Source organism: Pseudonocardia yuanmonensis (genome assembly GCF_039542425.1).
Taxonomy (GTDB): domain Bacteria; phylum Actinomycetota; class Actinomycetes; order Mycobacteriales; family Pseudonocardiaceae; genus Pseudonocardia; species Pseudonocardia yuanmonensis.
On sequence record NZ_BAABIC010000006.1, the window covers coordinates 201,143 to 217,432 of the forward strand.

Sequence of the window (16,290 nt, forward strand, 5' to 3'; positions counted from 1 at the left end):
CTCGCTCACATCTAGTGAGCGAGAGCGCCGTTCGTGCAACAGCCGTCGGGGCCGGTCAGGTGCCGACGTTCTCCCCGAGGTAGGCCTCCTGCACCCGCGGGTCGGCCAGGAGCTCGGCCCCCGTGCCGGACAGCGTGGTGCGGCCCAGGTCGATCACGTAGGCCTTGTCCGACAACGCGAGCGCCGCCAGCGCGTTCTGCTCGACCAGGAGCACCGTGGTGCCCTCGTCGCGCAGTTCCCGGACGGTGTCGAAGATCCGCTGCGTCATGATCGGCGACAGCCCCATGGACGGCTCGTCCAGCATGAGCAGCTTCGGCCGGGACATCAGCGCCCGGCCGATCGCCAGCATCTGCTGCTCGCCGCCGGAGAACAGGCCCGCCTTGTTGGTGCGCCGCTCCCCCAGCACCGGGAACAGGTCGAACACCCGCTGCATGTCCTGCGCGATGCCGGCCTCGTCCTTGCGGGTGTAGGCGCCGAGCCGCAGGTTCTCCTCGACCGACATGCGGGCGAAGAGCCGCCGGCCCTCCGGGCTGTGCGCGACGCCGCGGGACAGGATCTCGTGCGCCGGCATCTTCTGGATGGGCTTGCCGTCGAACTCGATCGTCCCGGAGACGGGCCGGAGCAGCCCGGAGAGGGTGCGCAGCGTGGTCGTCTTGCCGGCGCCGTTCGAGCCGATCAGGGACACGATCTGGCCCTGCTCGACGTCGAACGTCACGCCGCGCACGGCCTGGATGGCGCCGTAGGCGACCACGAGGTCGCGGACGGACAGGAACGCCATTACTCGGACTTCCCCTCTGCCGTGCCCGGGGCCGTGCCCGCAGCGGTGCCGGCCTCGCCGCCCGTTCCGCTGCCCGCCCCGTCCGTGGGGGCACCGGTCGACAGCTGCGCCTCGACCTCCTCGGGCGGGGCGCCCAGGTAGGCCTCCACGACCCGGGGGTCGCCGCGCACCTCGTCCGGCGAGCCCTCGACCAGCAGCTCGCCCTGGACCAGCACCAGCACCCGGTCGCACAGCGTGAAGATGAACTTGGTGTCGTGCTCGATCACGACCACCGACACGCCCAGGTCGCGGATCGCGAAGATCAGCTGCCGGGTCGCCTCGGTCTCCTGCGCGTTCATGCCCGCCGTGGGCTCGTCGAGCAGCAGCACCGACGGGTCCGTGGCGAGCGCGCGGGCGATCTCGAGCCGCCGCTGGTCGCCGTAGGGCAGGTTGCGGGCCAGCTCGTCCGCGAACCGGGTCAGCCCCACGAACGCGAGCAGCTTCTCCGCCCGCTCCGCCGCCTCGGCCTCGCTGCGCCGGAACCGCGGCCCGTGCAGCAGCGAGGAGATCGGCCCCTGCTTCATCCGCACGTGCCGGCCGACCAGGACGTTCTCCGTGGCCGTCATGGACGGGAAGAGCCGGATGTTCTGGAACGTCCGGGCCACGCCGGCCTCGGTGACCCGGGCCGGGTCCTGCGGCATCGGCCGGCCGCGCAGCGTGACCTGGCCCGACGTCGGCGTGTACAGCCCGGTGAGGCAGTTGAAGAAGGTCGTCTTCCCCGCCCCGTTGGGCCCGATCAGGCCGATGATCTCGCTCTCGTGCAGGGAGAGGTTCACGTCGCTCAGGGCCCGTAGGCCGCCGAACTGCATGGTCACGCCGGAGGACACCAGGATCGGCTCCCGGGTGCCGGTGGCGATGTGCATGTCCTCGGCGAGCTCGGCGGTGACCTCCTCGGGAGGGGCCTCCGCCTCCACCACCGGCTCGGCGGCCGCGGCGCCGGCGGCGGTAGCGCCGGCGGCAGGACCGTCGGCGGCACCGGCGGTGCTCAGGGGGTTCTCGCTCACGGCTCCACCCTCGTCGGAAGGGGCCCGGGGCCCTCCTTGGCGACGTCCTCGACGTCGGGGTCGGTCAGCTCCGCCTTGCGGTGCCGGTCCGGCACGATGCCCTGCGGCCGGAACCGCATGATCAGCACCAGGGCCAGGCCGAACAGCAGCAGCCGGTAGTCGGAGAACTCGCGCAGCTTCTCCGGCAGCACGAACAGGATCGAGGCGCCGAGCACGGCGCCGGGGATCGTGCCCATGCCGCCGAGGATGACCGCGGCGAGCAGGGTGACCGACTCCAGGAAGCGGAAGGAGTCGTAGGCGACGACGGCCGTCTTGTGTGCGAAGAACGCGCCCGCCAGGCCGGCGAGCATCGCGCCGATGAGGAAGGCCAGGATCTTGATCGGTCCGGTCCGGATGCCCATGGCGGCGGCCGCGTCCTCGTCCTCGCGGATCGCGATCCACGCCCGGCCGAGCCGGGAGTTCTTGAGGTGCGCGAACACGAGCATCACGGCCGCGACCAGCAGCACGATGAGGACGTAGTACAGGACGCCCGACGGCAGCCGCAGGCCCCCGACCGTGATCGAGTCGGAGAACCGGAAGTCGCCGACGGCCACCGCCGGGATGTTCGGGATGGCGTTGGCGCCGCCGGTCAGCCCGCCGATGTTGTTCTGCGCGCTGCGCACGAAGATCTCACCGAAGGCCAGCGTGACGATCGCCAGGTAGTCGCCGCGCACCCGCAGGGTGGGCGAGCCGACGATCGCGCCGAACAACCCGGCCACCACGGCCGAGATGATCATGACCAGCACGAACGGCAGGTGGATGCCGATCTGCGAGGCGGCCGCCCCGGACAGGTTCGCCGCCACGAAGGCGCCGATGCCCAGGAACGCGACGTACCCGAGGTCGAGCAGGCCGGCGAGGCCGACCACGATGTTGAGCCCGATCGCCGTCGCCGCGTAGACGCCGATGTTCGACGCCACCGTCATCCAGTACTCGGTGCCCGCGCTGGTCAGCGGCAGCAGCAGGGCCACGATCAGCAGCACGATCACGCTGAACGTCCGGTGCCGCTCGGACACCGCCGAGACCCAGGTCAGGAGACCCGAGGCGTTGAGCGCGGCGAACGCGCCGCCCAGGGCCGCCAGCAGCGACAGGAACACGACGCCGGCGTAGGGGTTCACGACCCCGCCCTGCCCGCCGCTCGTCAGCACCGCCGCGACGAGCAGCAGCACGATCACGAACAGCACGACCAGCAGGATCCACTCCACCCACCAGGGCAGCCGCCAGGTCCAGACCGGCTTCGGCTCGATGCCGCCGGCGTCGGCGCCCAGCGTGGTGACCAGCCCGCCGACCAGGGCGACGATCGAGCCGAACGCGACCGCCCCCTCGGCGGCGGTGATCGCACCGAGCCCGCCGCCCTCGACGGTGATCCACAGCCCGTTGATCAGGGCGACGACGGTGATGCCGAGCCCCAGCCCGCGCACGATGTGGTGCCGCGCCGGGATCCGCCGCAGCGCCGCCACGACGATCGCGGCCAGCCCCAGGATCACCAGGTGCAGCCGGAACCCGGTGACGCCGAAGGGGTCGACGAAGAAGTTGAGCGTGGCCTTCTCCGGGTAGGCCCCCTCGTTGAGCACGAAGGTGACCCAGGGCAGATAGGCGCCGACGATCGTCAGCACGCCGCCGACGATCATGAGGATCTTCGACCGCGGGGCCGCGGCGTTGAGCAGCCCGGCGAGCCGGCCGGTGTGCCGCGGTCGCGCCGCGGCGGCGGCCGGCGCGTCGGGGGTCGCGGTGGTGGTCATGCGCGCACCCGCTCGGACTCGCCGAAGAAGCCCTGGGGCCGGAACACCAGGACGATGATCAGGACGACGAAGATCCAGACGTAGTCGTAGGCCGTGCCACCGGGAAGGTACTGCCCGCCGAGGGCCTTGACCAGCCCGATCACCAGCCCGCCGACCACCGCCCCGCGGATGTTGCCGATGCCGCCGAGCACGGCCGCCGTGAAGGCGAAGATGCCGTTCTGGAAACCCATGTCGATGTTGATGTTGTTCAGGTAGCTGCCGTACAGCACGCCCGCGACGCCGGCGAGCGCGCCGCCGATCGCGAACGTCAGCACGATGACGCGGTCGGGGTCGATGCCCATCAGCCGAGCCACGTCCCGGTCCTGCGAGGTGGCGCGCATCGCGCGGCCCAGCCGGGTCCGCTCGACGAACCGCTCGAGGCCGAAGGCCAGCACCAGCGACATGACGATCAACAGGATGCCGACGTACCGGATCGGCACGCCGTCGCCGATCGGGATCACCAGCGTGCCCTCGATGAAGAGGTTCGGGAACGGGATGGCCGCGGTGGCCCCCGGGTAGAAGACGCGCATCGCCTCCTGCAGCGCGACCGACACGCCCAGGGCGGTGATCAGCGGCGCGAGGCGGGGTGCGTTCCGCAGCGGCCGGTAGGCGAAGCGCTCCATGGCCACGGCGATGAGCATCGCGACGAGCGCGCCGGCCACCAGCGCGATCGGCAGCGCGAAGTACCAGGTCGTGGCGATCGCCGTGGGCAGGACGTAGGTCAGGGTGGCCAGGCCGCCGTAGGCGCCGACCATGAAGATCTCACCGTGCGCGAAGTTGATCAGCTGGATGATCCCGTAGACCATCGTGTAGCCGAGCGCGATCAGCGCGATCAGCGAACCGAGCACCAGCCCGTTCGCGATCTGGGACAGGAACGTGGACAAACGAGGGGTCTCCTCCACCGCGTGCACGAGCGGGGACGGGTGGTGTCCCGTCCCCGCTCACGTGCATCCTCGTCGCGTGCCCCCGGGGTCGGGGACTCGCGTCAGCTGGCCGGGTAGGTGCCCGTCTCCAGCGGCTTGAACTCGCCACCCTGGACCGAGTACACGGTCAGCACCTTGTTCGTGGTGTCGCCGTACTGGTCGAAGGAGATGGCGCCCGTCGCCCCCTGGAGGTTGGTGGCCTGGACCGCGGAGATCAGGCCGTCCCGGGTGGCGTCGGAGAAGGTGCCGTTGCCGACCGCCTTCGCCAGGCCCTGGATGAGGACGTTGGCGGCGTCGTAGGTCAGCGCGCCGTAGGCGCTGTACGGCTCGGAGTAGCCGGCCTGGCCGTACGCGTCGATGAAGGCCTTCGCGCTGGGCAGCTGCTCCGGCGGGGCCCCGACGTTGGTGGCCAGGTCGCCCTCCTTGCCCCCGAGCGAGACGTAGGTCGCGTCGACGATGCCGTCGCCGCCCATCAGCGGGATGTTGAGGCCTGCGTCGGCCAGCTGCTTCGACAGCGGGCCGGCGACCGGGTACTCGCCGCCGTAGTAGACCGCGTCCGGGTTCGACGGGCGGATCTTGGCGATCACGCCGGAGAAGTCGGTGTCCTTCTCGCCGACCTTCTCGCGGGCGACCACGGTCGCGCCCAGCTTCTCCGCCTCGGCGGCGAACTGCGACGCGAGGCCCGCGCCGTAGGTCTTGCCGTCGTCGATGACCGCGATGTTCTTCTTGCCGGCCTTCTGCACCAGGTACTGCGCCGCGAACGGACCCTGGATGGCGTCCGTGGTGGCGGTGCGGAAGTAGGTGGCGTTCGGCCGCGCCGGGGCCGACTGGTAGTTGTCGCCCTGGGTCAGCGCCGGGTTGGTGTTGGCCGGCGAGATCTCGACGATCTTCTTGTTGGCCAGGATCGGCGCCGCCGACTGGGCGGTCGAGGAGTTCAGGGTCCCGATGACGCCGACGACGTTCGGGTCCGAGGCCAGCTTGGTGGCGGCCTGGCCGGCGATCTGGGCCGTCGCCTGGTCGTCCTCCGCCTGCAGCGCGAGCCGGTAGCCGGGCACGGTGCAGTTCTGGTTGGCCTGGTTGACCGCGAGGTCGGTGGAGTTCTTCATGCCCAGGCCCAGCGCCGAGAGGCTGCCGGACAGCGGGGCGATGAACCCGACGACGAGGGTGCCCTTGCTCGTGTCGCAGGAACCTCCGCCCCCGCCCGTGGCCTCTTCCCGGTTGGTGCTGCACGCGGTGAGCGCGAGGGCGCCCGCGAGCAGGGCGGCGGTCGCTGCGACCTTCCGCGTCCGACTCATGTTCTGTCCTTCCGTGCCAACCACGTCGACGGCGGTCCCCCGAGCACCCGCCGGGCCCCCGGACAGACGCCGGAAGCGCCGCGGACGTTAGGTCACCGGCGGGTGCGGCGTCATCCCGAGCGGGGGCAGCTTTACCAGACCGCAATCGGATTTCGCGGAGAGTCACGATTCGCTCACCTGGTGTGGTGAGTTATCAGATCGTTATCAAGCGGCAGCGCGCTGACCAGCACAGACGCCGTTAGCACGTGGTGAAGCTCGCGCTTCCGCCGGGGTCGTTACCGCGGCATGACGATCATGTGCGGGACCCGGAGAACACGACGAGGCCGCCCCGGCGTTCTGCCGGGACGGCCTCGCACGGACACGTGCGGGAGCGGATCAGTGCTGATGCCCGCTCCGCGAGCTCCGCTCAGCGCCGATGCCCGCTCCGCGAGCTCCGCTCAGCCCTTCGCGGGCGCGAGCCCCTCGATGACGGCCTCGGCGACCGCCTTCATCGTGGTGCGGCGGTCCATCGCGGTGCGCTGGATCCACCGGAAGGCCTCGGGCTCGGTCATGTTCTGCTTGGCCATCAGCAGGCCCTTGGCGCGGTCGACGACCTTGCGGGTCTCGAAGCGGTCGTGCAGCGTGGCGACCTCGTCCTCGAGGGCGCGCTTCTCGGCGAAGCGGGAGACCGCGAGCTCGATCGCGGGCACCAGCTCGTGCCGGGCGAACGGCTTGACCAGGTAGGCCATGGCGCCGGCGTCGCGCGCACGCTCGATCAGGTCGCGCTGGCTGAAGGCGGTCAGCATGACGACGGGCGCGATCTTCTCCTCGACGATCGTGGCGGCCGCCTCGATGCCGTCCTTCTTCGGCATCTTGACGTCCATGATCACGAGGTCGGGCTTGAGGTCGCGGGCCATCTCGATGGCCGCCTCACCGTCGGGGGCCTCGCCCGCGATCTGGTATCCCTCTTCCCCGAGCATCTCGGTCAGGTCGAGGCGGATCAGCGCCTCGTCCTCCACCACGAGGACGCGCCAGCCGACGGCGGGTCCGTCGTCGGTCGTCTTGTCCTCGGACACTGGCTGGCTCACGGGTGGGTTCTCCTTAGGCATGCGGGTCGAACGCAAGGCCCCAGGGTAGCGGCGATAGGGTTGCGCCGAGGTTGCCCTGCCCCTGTGATCCCGTGCGACGCGAGCGAGAACACAGTGCCCCCGGCCCGGGGGCGCGCCGGGCGACCCGCCGGCCCCCGTAGCCCAATCGGCAGAGGCAGCGGACTCAAAATCCGCCCAGTGTGAGTTCGAGTCTCACCGGGGGCACCGTCGGCATGTCGCTTCCCGTCCCGGCCGATATCCTGCGGAACAGATCCGGCCGTTCCGGGCGTTGTGTCGTTCGGTACGGCCCGGCGTGGTGACGGCGGCAGTGATCGTCCACCGGTTCTCCGCCGCGGCGTGATCCCCCCGCGGTGTGCCCGGGGGCGATCGGACGCGCGGCGCCCGTCACCCGACCGCTGCGCCGTGCGCGGCACGGCCGCACGGGCGGTCGGCCACGCGCATCGAGGAGGAGTTCTTGGCTCGACGAGGCAGGCCCCAGAGCAGGGCTCGCCGTGACACCCCGCGGGACCGGCGTGCCGGCCGTGGCCGCACCGAGGACGTCCAGGACGTCCTGTCGGTGCTGGCCCGCGGTGTCCGGGAGGTCGAGACCGCCCTGCGCAGCGGCCGGGTGACGCCCGCGACGCGCGCGAAGTTCCAGGCGGTCGCCCTGCTGCTCCGCGAGGAGCGCGCCCGGGTGCGGGCGGACGGCGCGCTCGGCGAGGCACGCCGGACCGAGAAGCTGAAGCGCCTCGACGGCATCGCGAAGACCCTCGCGCTGGCCGCCGTCCGCGACCAGGGGCTGCTGGCGCTCCTGTCCGAGGACGCCGTCGTCTCGAACGAGGTGAGGTCGCTGAAGCGCGAGGTGCTCCGGACCGCGGGCCTCGACGCGGGCCCCGAGGAGGCCCCACCGGTCGAGGTCCCGGCCGCTCCCGCCAAGCCCCAGGTGGTGCCGCAGTCGGTCGTCTCGCGGCAGCTGGCCAACCCCTTCCTGGCCCCCGACTTCTCGGCCGCCCGGCCGAGCGCGCCGCGGCCGACCCCGCTGGCCGGCTGGGAGCTGCTCGGCCCGCTGCTGCGCTCGTTCGAGCGGGCCGGCGCCGGGGCCCCGGCCTGCATGGACCTCCCCGAGCCGGCCTCCCGCAGGGCGCAGGGAGGTCAGGAACTGATGCCGCACCAGGCCCGGCTCGTCGCCGCGGCCGCCGCCGGTCGGCGCACCTTCCTGCTCGCCGACGAGCCGGGGCTGGGCAAGACGGCCCAGGCGCTGCTCGCCGCCGAGGCCGCGAACGCCTACCCGTTGCTCGTCGTCGTGCCCAACGTCGTCAAGACGAACTGGGTCCGTGAGGCAGGGCTGTGGACGCCCCGCCGCACCGCCACCGCGGTCCACGGCAACGGCGACTCCCTCGACGGCTTCGCCGACATCGTGGTCGTCAACTACGAGGTGCTGGACCGGCACGTGGGGTGGCTCGGCGACTTCGGCTTCCGCGGGATGGTGGTCGACGAGGCGCACTTCATCAAGAACAAGTCCTCCCAGCGTTCGCAGCACGTCCTGGAGATCTCCGACCGCATCCGGGCACGCACCCCGCGCCCGCTGATGATGGCCCTGACCGGCACGCCGCTGATCAACGACATCGAGGACTTCCTCGCCATCTGGCAGTTCCTCGGCTGGATCGACGGCGCCAAGCCGCGCGCCGAGCTGATGGACGCCCTCACCGCCACCGGCCTGACCCCCGCCGACCCGGGCTTCTACCCCGCCGCCCGCCGGGCGGTGGTGGACCTCGGGATCGTGCGGCGGCGCAAGGTCGACGTGGCCGCCGACATCCCCGCGCGGCGGATCGCGGACCTGCCCGTCGAGCTGGACGGGCCGACGGGCCGCTCCATCCGCGCGGCGGAGCGCGACCTCGCCCGCCGCATGGTGGCGCGCTACGAGGAGGCCCTCGCCACCCGCCGGTCCGGCGCCGTGGTCGAGGGGATCGACCACGACCTCGTGCGCCGGGTGGCGACCTGGGAGCAGAAGGACGCCGCCGGGGCGGAGACCGGGGACAACGTCTTCACCATGATGCGGCGGATCGGCCAGGCTAAGGCCGCCCTCGCCGCCGACTACGCCGCCCAGCTCGCGAGGAGCGCGGGCAAGGTGGTGTTCTTCGCCAAGCACGTCGACGTCATGGACGCCGCCGAGGAGACGTTCGCCCGGCAGGGCATCCGGTTCTCCTCGATCCGCGGCGACCAGACGTCGGCGGTGCGGCAGCGGAACATCGACGCCTTCGTGAACGACCCGGAGGTCGCCGTGGCGGTCTGCTCGCTGACGGCGGCCGGCGTCGGGCTGAACCTCCAGGTGGCGTCCAACCTCGTGCTCGCGGAGCTCTCCTGGACCGCGGCGGAGCAGACGCAGGCCATCGACCGCAGCCACCGCATCGGCCAGACCGAGCCGGTCACCGCCTGGCGCATCATCGCGGCGCAGACCGTCGACGCGCGGATCGCCGAGCTGATCGACGACAAGGCGGGCCTCGCCGCCCAGGCCCTCGACGGCTCCGACGAGGAGGTCGGCTCCTCCGCCGACGTCCAGCACGCGGCGCTCGTCGCGCTCCTGACCGAGGCCCTGACCGAGTCCCTGCCGGGGTCCCTGCCCGGGACCGCGGCGGGGGCCCGGTCCGAGGCCGGGCCGGACGCCCTGTCCGCGGCGCTGTCCGAGGCCTACCCGGAGGCGCGGTCGGAGGCCCCGGCGCACCTCGGGAGCTGACGCGGCGACCCGGGCGCCGCGGCGTGGCGCCGGGGTCGGGGTCCGCGCGGTTCAGCGCACCAGCCGGTAGAAGCGGAAGAAGTCGTCGTCGATCCCGAGGACCTCCAGGTCCGCGAACCCGGCCTCGCGGGCGTAGCCGCGCAGGGTGTCCGGCCGCATGACGGTGCCGGTGGCGACCGACTGCTCGTGGGCCATCCCGTCGGCCAGGCAGCACAGCAGGCTGTAGCCGTACATGAGGCGCTCGATCTCGTCGCCGGGCGCCGCGAACGTCTCCGCCACCCGCTCGTCCATCACCACGACGGTCCCGCCGATCCGGTGCATGGCGCGCAGGACCGCGACGGGGTCGGGCAGGTCGTGGATGCACTCGAAGGCGAAGACGACGTCGTAGGTGCCGGCCGCGGTGTCCGGCGACCCGGCATCGGCCAGGTGGAAGCGGACACGGTCGGCCACGCCGGCCTCCCGGGCGTTGCGCCGAGCGGCCTCGATCGACGGCGCGTCGAGGTCGAACCCGTCGACCGTGACCTCCGGGTAGGCCAGGGCGATCCCGATCGCGGACCAGCCGTGCCCGCAGCCGACGTCGGCGACCCGGGCCCCGGCCCGCAGCGTGGCGTCGACGTCGGGGACCGAGGGCAGGTACTCGTGGCCGAGCGGCCCGAGGAACATCGGCCGGTTCGCGGCGGCCTGGGCCTCCCGGGCGTCGGCACCGTGCTGCGCCCACGACACCCCACCGCCGGTGCGGAAGGCCTCCGCGAGCAGGTCCGCCTGCTTGGCGCAGCCCATCGCGAACCGGGCGAGCGGCACGACGTGGTCCAGGGACAGGACCTCGACCAGCGCGGCACGGTGCTCCGCGGGCAGCGTGTAGCGGCGGGCGGTGCCGTCGGGCTCGTCGTCGGCCCGCAGGATGCCGGTGACGGCCTGCTGCTCGCACCACTCGCGGGTGTAGCGCTCCGCGGTGCCGGTGCGCCCGGCCAGCTCGCTCGGGGTGAGTGCCGCGCCCTCGGCGAGCGCGCGGTAGTAGCCGAGCCGGTCGCCGAGGTACACGGCGTGCACGTCCATGGTGGCGAGCACGGCGCCGAAGAGCCGCTCGGTCAGGGACCCGGCGGTGTCGGTCGTGGCGTCGGTCGCGGGCGCGGTGTCGGTGGCGGTCATGGTTCCCCCTTCGTCGGTGGCCCGAGCATGGGGAGGCGCGCTGTCGGACCCCTGTCGGCGCGCTGTCAGGCCGATCCGGGCGGACGGGGACGGACAGGCACGAATGGCACTCCCACAGGAGGCCGGGATGCGTCACGATGGCGCGATGGCGGTCCTCCGGGTGCTCGGGCCGCTCGCCCTGGCCGACGGGGCGGTCGGGTCGGCGCGGCAGCGGCGCCTGCTGGCCGCCCTGGCGCTGCGCCTGGACGAGCCGGTGCCCGTGGACCTGCTCGCCGAGCTGGTGTGGGGCCCCGCCCCGCCGGCCGATCCGGCGGGCGCGGTGCAGACCAACGTCGCGCGGCTCCGCCGGCTGCTGCCGCCGGGCCTCGCCGTCGAGACGACCCCGCGCGGCTACCGGCTGCGCGCCGCGCGGACCGCGGTCGACGCGGCCGCGTTCACCGACCTGCTCGAGGGCCTCAACGGCGCCGACGGGGACGGGCACGACCCGCCGGCCCGGCTCGCCGTGCTCGACGCCGCCCTGGCGCTGTGGCGCGGCCGGCCCTTCGCCGATCTCGACCACCCGGCCGTCGACCCCGAGGTCGCGCGGCTCGACGAGCTGCACCGGTACGCGGTCGAGGAGCGGGCCGCCGCCCTGGTGGAGGCCGGACGCCCCGCCGACGCGGTCGCGGCGCTGGAGCCGCTGGTGCGCGCCGAACCGCTGCGCGAGCGGGCCGTCGGGGTGCTGATGCGGGCGCTCGTCGCCGCCGGCCGCCAGGCCGAGGCCCTCGACGCCTACGCCGCGCTGCGCAGCCGGCTGGCCGAGGAGCTGGGCCTGGACCCGTCGCCGGAGCTGCGCGAGCTCGAGGGCCGGGTGCTTCGGCAGGAGCTCCCGCCGCCGGTCCCGCCCGCGCCGGCGCCGGCGCCCGCGGGTCCGGCGTCCCCTCCCCCGCCGGCCAACTCCTTCGTCGGCCGGGAGGCGGAGCTCGCCCTCGCCGCCGAGCTGCTCGGCCGCTCCCGGGTCGTCACGCTCACCGGCCCCGGCGGCGTCGGGAAGACCCGACTGGCCCGGCACGTGGCCGCCCGGGTGGGCGCGGACCATGCGGACGGCGTCCTCCTCGTGGAGCTCGGCGACGGCGGCCCGGACGACGTCGAGCCCGGCCTCGCCGGACGCCTGCGCATCACCGACGCCGAGTCCGGGGCGCTGCGGGAGCGGATCGTCGAGGTGCTCGCCCCGCGCCGGCTGCTCCTCGTGCTGGACAACTGCGAGCACGTGATCGAGCGGGCGGCGGCCCTGGCGGAGGCCGTGGTGGCGGGCGCGCCGGGGGTCGACGTCCTGGCGACGAGCCGGGAGGCGCTGCGGATCGACGCCGAGCAGTGCCTGCCCGTCGCGCCGCTCGACCCGCCGGCCGCGGCGCGGCTGCTCGCGGACCGGATCCGCGCGGGCGACCCGGGCGTCGTGCTGGACGGGGAGGTCGACGGGGCGCTCGTCGAGGAGATCTGCGCTCGGCTCGACGGGCTGCCGCTCGCCCTCGAGCTCGCGGCCGCGCGTGCCCTGCCCCTGGGCCTGGCCGGCCTGGTGGAGGCCCTCGACCGGCCGTTGGACGTGCTGCGGGGCGGCCGGCGCACCGCCGCCGCGCGGCACCGCTCGCTGCGCGACGTCGTCGCCTGGTCCTACGGCCTGCTCGACGAGGACCAGCGCGCGCTCTTCGACCGGATGGCCGTGTTCGCCGGGCCGGTCGAGCCCGCCGCGGTCGCGGCGGTGTGCGGGGACGCGGCGACGCTGCCGGACCTGGTGGACCGGTCCCTGGTCGTCCGGCGCGGGTCCCGGTTCACGATGCTGGAGACCCTGCGTGCCTTCGGCCGGAGCCGGCTCGCCGAGCGGGCGGAGGGGCCGGCGCTGCGGGCCCGGCACGCCGCGTGGGCCGCCGGCCTCGCGGCCGAGGTCGGGCGCGCGAAGCGCGGGCCCGGCGAGGCGGACGCCGTGCGCCGCTTCGACGCCCACCTGGCGGACCTCCGCCGCGCGCACACCTGGCTGGTCGAGAACGGGCCGCAGGACGACCTGCTGCGCCTCGCCGCGCTGTTCGCCGACCTCGGGTACCTGCGGTGCCGGATCGACCTGGTCGACCCGGCCGAGGAGGCGCTGCGCGCGGCCGGGGTGGTCGGTGCCGACGGGCGCGTGGTGGCCCGGCGGCTCTCCCCCGCCGCGGCGCGGACGCTGTACTTCGTGGCCTGCGCCTGCTGGCAGCGCGGGGACCTCGACCTGGCCGGTGCGCACGCGGACGCGCTGGTCGCGCTGGGATTCCCGGCCTACGGCCACGAGCTCCGCGCGAACCTCCACACCTTCCTCGGCAGGCTGGCCGAGGCGCGGGAGGCGGCCGAGGCGGCCCGGGCCGCGTTGCTCGGGGCCGGGCGCGACAGCCGCTCCCCGGCCGGCGCCGCCGACCTCGACGCCGACCTCGACGGCGGGCTCGACGGTGTCCTCCACGACGACCCCGACGACGGCCCCGATCCCGAGGTGCTGATCTCCGCCCTGGTCGACCGGCTGTTCTGCACGACCTACGCCGGCGACGGCGGACCGGGCGGGGACGCCCCCGGCGACACGGCCGGGGAGGTCGCCGCGGTGGAGGCCGAGATCGCCGAGGTGGCGGCCCGGTCCGGCTCGTCGACCGTGCGGGCCTGGGCGGAGTACGCGTGGGGCGAGCACCGGGCCGAGCAGGGCGACCCCGCGGCCGCCGCGCACCTGCGCCGCGCGGTGGCGCTGGCCGAGGAGGCCGACTCCGCGTTCGTCGCCGGGATCGCCCGGCACACCCTGCTCACCTCGGCGGTGCGGAACGGCGGGGCACCGCTCGCCGAGCTGCGGCCGCTGCTGGAGCACTGGCACCGTTCGGGGTCCTGGAACCACATCTGGGTCGCGGTCCGGGCGCTCGTCGAGGCGCTGTCCGGGCTGGGCCGCCACGCCGAGGCCGCCACCCTGCTCGGCGCGCTGCGCGCCAGCCCGCGCGCCACCCGCGCGTTCGGCCCGGACCTGGACCGGGAGCGGCGGGTGGAGGCGGCCGCCCGCGCCGCGCTGGGCCCGGGGCTCGACGCCGCGCTCGCCGAGGGCGCGGCCCTCGGCGACGCGGCGGCGTTCGCGCTCGCCCTGCGGCTCACCGGCGGGGACACCCCGGGTCCGCCGCTCGGGACTTAAGTCCCTAGAACCCGTTCTGCGTCTGGGCCAGGCTCGGTGTCCGCGGCGGGAGGGGGACGCACGGTCGGCGATCGGGACCGGTTCGGCCCCGACCCCGGACCCGGTGCCGCGTGGGCTCGGCCGGAGGGCACGCCGGCCGAGCCCGCTCGCGTGTGCCGGGTTCGCGCGGGTGAGCCCCGCGCGCGCCGGCGCCCCGCTGGTTACGGTCCGACGATGAGCACCATCGTCGAGAAGGCCACCGAGCTGCGCCGGCTGCACGAGGCACCCGAGCTGCTGCTCGTCGTCAACGTCTGGGACGCGATCACCGCCCAGGTCGTCGCGCGGACCCCCGGCACGAAGGCCCTGGCCACCGCCAGCCACGGCATCGCGGCCTCCCGCGGCTACGAGGACGGCGAGAACATCCCCCGCGACGAGATGATCGCCGAGGTCGGGCTGATCGCGCGGGTCGCGGGCGACCTGCCCGTGACCGCCGACCTGGAGGCCGGCTACGGCGACCCGGGCGGCACCATCGCCCGCGCGATCGACGTCGGCGTGGTCGGCGCGAACCTCGAGGACCAGATGAAGCCGCTGGCGGACTCGGTGAAGGCGGTCGAGGCCGCGGTCGCGGCCGGCGAGAAGGCGGGTGTCCCGTTCGTCCTCAACGCCCGCACGGACGCCTTCCTCAGGGCCGGGGACCGGGACCCGGAGGAGGTCCTGGCGGACGCGATCGAGCGCGGCCGCGCGTACCTGGAGGCCGGGGCCACCACCTTCTTCGTGCCGGGCAGGCTCGACGAGACGACGGTCGGCCGCCTGGTCGAGGCGCTCGGCGAGCGCAAGGTCACCCTCATCGGCGTGCCGGGATCCATCCCGCTCGGGACCGCGCAGAAGCTCGGCGTGGCCCGGGTGTCCTACGGCCCGTGGAGCCAGAACGTCGCGCTCACCGCGCTCGCGGAGCTCGCCGAGGCGGTCTACGCCGGCGGCGGCCTGCCCGAGGGCACCCGCCGACTGAACTGACCGACGGGCCCCGGCGCCCGTGATCGCCGGGCCCGGCCCCCCGGCCGGCCGGTCCGGCGGGGCCCGTCGGGATGAGTCCCGCGCGGGCGGGTAGCACTCGCCCTGGCCGGCCGAGCCCCCGACCGGGGGCGGGAGGGACGCTGCCGGCCCCGCGGAGGAGGCGGCGATGCGCGCGATGGTCTACCGAGGCCCCTACAAGATCCGGGTGGAGGAGAAGGACAGACCGCGGATCGAGCACCCGAACGACGCGATCGTGCGGGTGACCCGCGCCGCCATCTGCGGCTCCGACCTGCACCTCTACCACGGGCTCATGCCGGACACCCGGGTCGGGCACACCTTCGGCCACGAGTTCGTGGGCGTGGTCGACGAGGTCGGCCCGACCGTGCAGAACCTGCAGGCCGGCGACCGGGTCATGGTGCCCTTCAACATCTTCTGCGGCTCCTGCTGGTACTGCGCGCGCGGGCTGTACTCCAACTGCCACAACGTGAACCCGAACGCCACGGCGGTCGGCGGGATCTACGGCTACTCGCACACCTGCGGCGGCTACGACGGCGGGCAGGCCGAGTTCGTGCGGGTGCCGCTCGCGGACGTCGGGCCGGCGACGATCCCGGACTGGCTGGACGACGACGACGCGGTCCTGCTCACGGACGCGCTGGCCACCGGCTACTTCGGCGCCCAGCTCGGCGAGATCGCCGAGGGCGACGTGGTGGTCGTGTTCGGTGCCGGGCCGGTCGGCCTCTACGCCGCGCTGTCCTCCTGGCTGATGGGCGCGGGCCGGGTCATCGTGGTCGACCACCTCGACTACCGGCTGGAGAAGGCCCGCACCTTCGCCCACGCCGAGACCCTCAACTTCACCGAGGTCGGCGACATCGTGCTGCACCTCAAGCGCGACACCGGCTTCCTCGGCGCGGACGTCGCGATCGACGCCGTGGGCGCGGAGGCCGACGGCAACTTCCTCCAGCACGTCACCTCGGCCAAGTTCAAGCTGCAGGGCGGCTCCCCGGTCGCGCTCAACTGGGCCATCGACTCGGTGCGCAAGGGCGGCACGATCTCGGTGATGGGTGCATACGGGCCGCTGTTCAGCGCGGTCAAGTTCGGCGACGCGATGAACAAGGGCCTGACCCTGCGCATGAACCAGTGCCCGGTGAAGCGGCAGTGGCCGCGGCTCTTCGAGCACGTCCGGCAGGGCTACATCCGGCCCGCCGACATCGTCACCCATCGGGTGCCGCTCGAGCACATCGCGGAGGCCTACCACATGTTCTCCGCGAAGCTGGACGACTGCATCAAGACCCTGGTCCTGCCGAGCGCGGCCTGAGGGAGGAGAC

At 74.0% G+C, this 16,290-nt stretch carries 11 protein-coding genes and 1 tRNA gene; 5 read left to right on the forward strand and 7 right to left on the reverse strand.

Features of this window, described 5'->3' with window-relative positions; translation table 11 throughout:
• Positions 1-55: 55 nt before the first annotated feature.
• From ABD990_RS11115 to ABD990_RS11140, 6 genes are all read right to left on the reverse strand, one after another.
• Entirely contained in the window at positions 56-778 is a 723-nt protein-coding gene (locus tag ABD990_RS11115) for an ABC transporter ATP-binding protein (RefSeq protein ID WP_345380269.1), read from the reverse strand.
• Positions 778-1,821 carry an ABC transporter ATP-binding protein gene (locus ABD990_RS11120; protein WP_345380270.1) on the reverse strand — a complete coding sequence of 348 codons (1,044 nt, stop codon included), beginning with the start codon at positions 1,819-1,821 and terminating at the stop codon, positions 778-780. Before ABD990_RS11120 ends, ABD990_RS11115 begins: the two co-directional genes overlap by 1 nt.
• Entirely contained in the window at positions 1,818-3,599 is a 1,782-nt protein-coding gene (locus tag ABD990_RS11125; RefSeq protein ID WP_345380271.1) for a branched-chain amino acid ABC transporter permease, read from the reverse strand. Before ABD990_RS11125 ends, ABD990_RS11120 begins: the two co-directional genes overlap by 4 nt.
• Positions 3,596-4,522: a branched-chain amino acid ABC transporter permease gene (locus tag ABD990_RS11130; RefSeq protein WP_345380273.1), complete on the reverse strand. Its 927-nt coding sequence runs from the start codon at positions 4,520-4,522 to the stop codon at positions 3,596-3,598. The genes ABD990_RS11125 and ABD990_RS11130 overlap by 4 nt, the downstream gene beginning before the upstream one ends.
• A 101-nt stretch (positions 4,523-4,623) precedes the next feature.
• Positions 4,624-5,856 (reverse strand): branched-chain amino acid ABC transporter substrate-binding protein, encoded by a 1,233-nt coding sequence (locus ABD990_RS11135; RefSeq protein WP_345380275.1) that lies wholly within the window; start codon positions 5,854-5,856, stop codon positions 4,624-4,626.
• 437 nt (positions 5,857-6,293) lie between these two features.
• Positions 6,294-6,923, reverse strand: a complete 630-nt coding sequence (locus ABD990_RS11140) for an ANTAR domain-containing response regulator (RefSeq protein WP_345380276.1) — start codon at positions 6,921-6,923, stop codon at positions 6,294-6,296.
• Between the two features lie 151 nt (positions 6,924-7,074).
• Between ABD990_RS11140 and ABD990_RS11145 the strand changes: the two genes are divergently transcribed.
• Both ABD990_RS11145 and ABD990_RS11150 read left to right on the forward strand, forming a co-directional pair.
• Positions 7,075-7,148: transfer RNA gene (locus tag ABD990_RS11145), tRNA-Leu, on the forward strand.
• A 250-nt stretch (positions 7,149-7,398) separates the two neighbouring features.
• Positions 7,399-9,657 carry a DEAD/DEAH box helicase gene (locus ABD990_RS11150; protein ID WP_345380277.1) on the forward strand — a complete coding sequence of 753 codons (2,259 nt, stop codon included), beginning with the start codon at positions 7,399-7,401 and terminating at the stop codon, positions 9,655-9,657.
• A 51-nt stretch (positions 9,658-9,708) separates the two neighbouring features.
• Here ABD990_RS11150 and ABD990_RS11155 read toward each other — a convergent pair whose 3' ends face one another.
• Positions 9,709-10,806, reverse strand: a complete 1,098-nt coding sequence (locus ABD990_RS11155) for a class I SAM-dependent methyltransferase (RefSeq protein ID WP_345380279.1) — start codon at positions 10,804-10,806, stop codon at positions 9,709-9,711.
• A gap of 145 nt (positions 10,807-10,951) precedes the next feature.
• On the opposite strand from ABD990_RS11155, the gene ABD990_RS11160 reads away from it, so the two are divergent.
• The 3 genes from ABD990_RS11160 (at position 10,952) to ABD990_RS11170 (ending at position 16,280) form a co-directional block, all read left to right on the forward strand.
• Positions 10,952-13,972 carry an ATP-binding protein gene (locus ABD990_RS11160; RefSeq protein ID WP_345380280.1) on the forward strand — a complete coding sequence of 1,007 codons (3,021 nt, stop codon included), beginning with the start codon at positions 10,952-10,954 and terminating at the stop codon, positions 13,970-13,972.
• A 213-nt stretch (positions 13,973-14,185) separates the two neighbouring features.
• Positions 14,186-14,965 (forward strand): isocitrate lyase/PEP mutase family protein, encoded by a 780-nt coding sequence (locus ABD990_RS11165; RefSeq protein ID WP_345380281.1) that lies wholly within the window; start codon positions 14,186-14,188, stop codon positions 14,963-14,965.
• Between the two features lie 166 nt (positions 14,966-15,131).
• Positions 15,132-16,280, forward strand: coding sequence for a zinc-dependent alcohol dehydrogenase (locus ABD990_RS11170; protein WP_345380283.1), 1,149 nt, complete (start codon positions 15,132-15,134; stop codon positions 16,278-16,280).
• Positions 16,281-16,290: the final 10 nt, after the last annotated feature.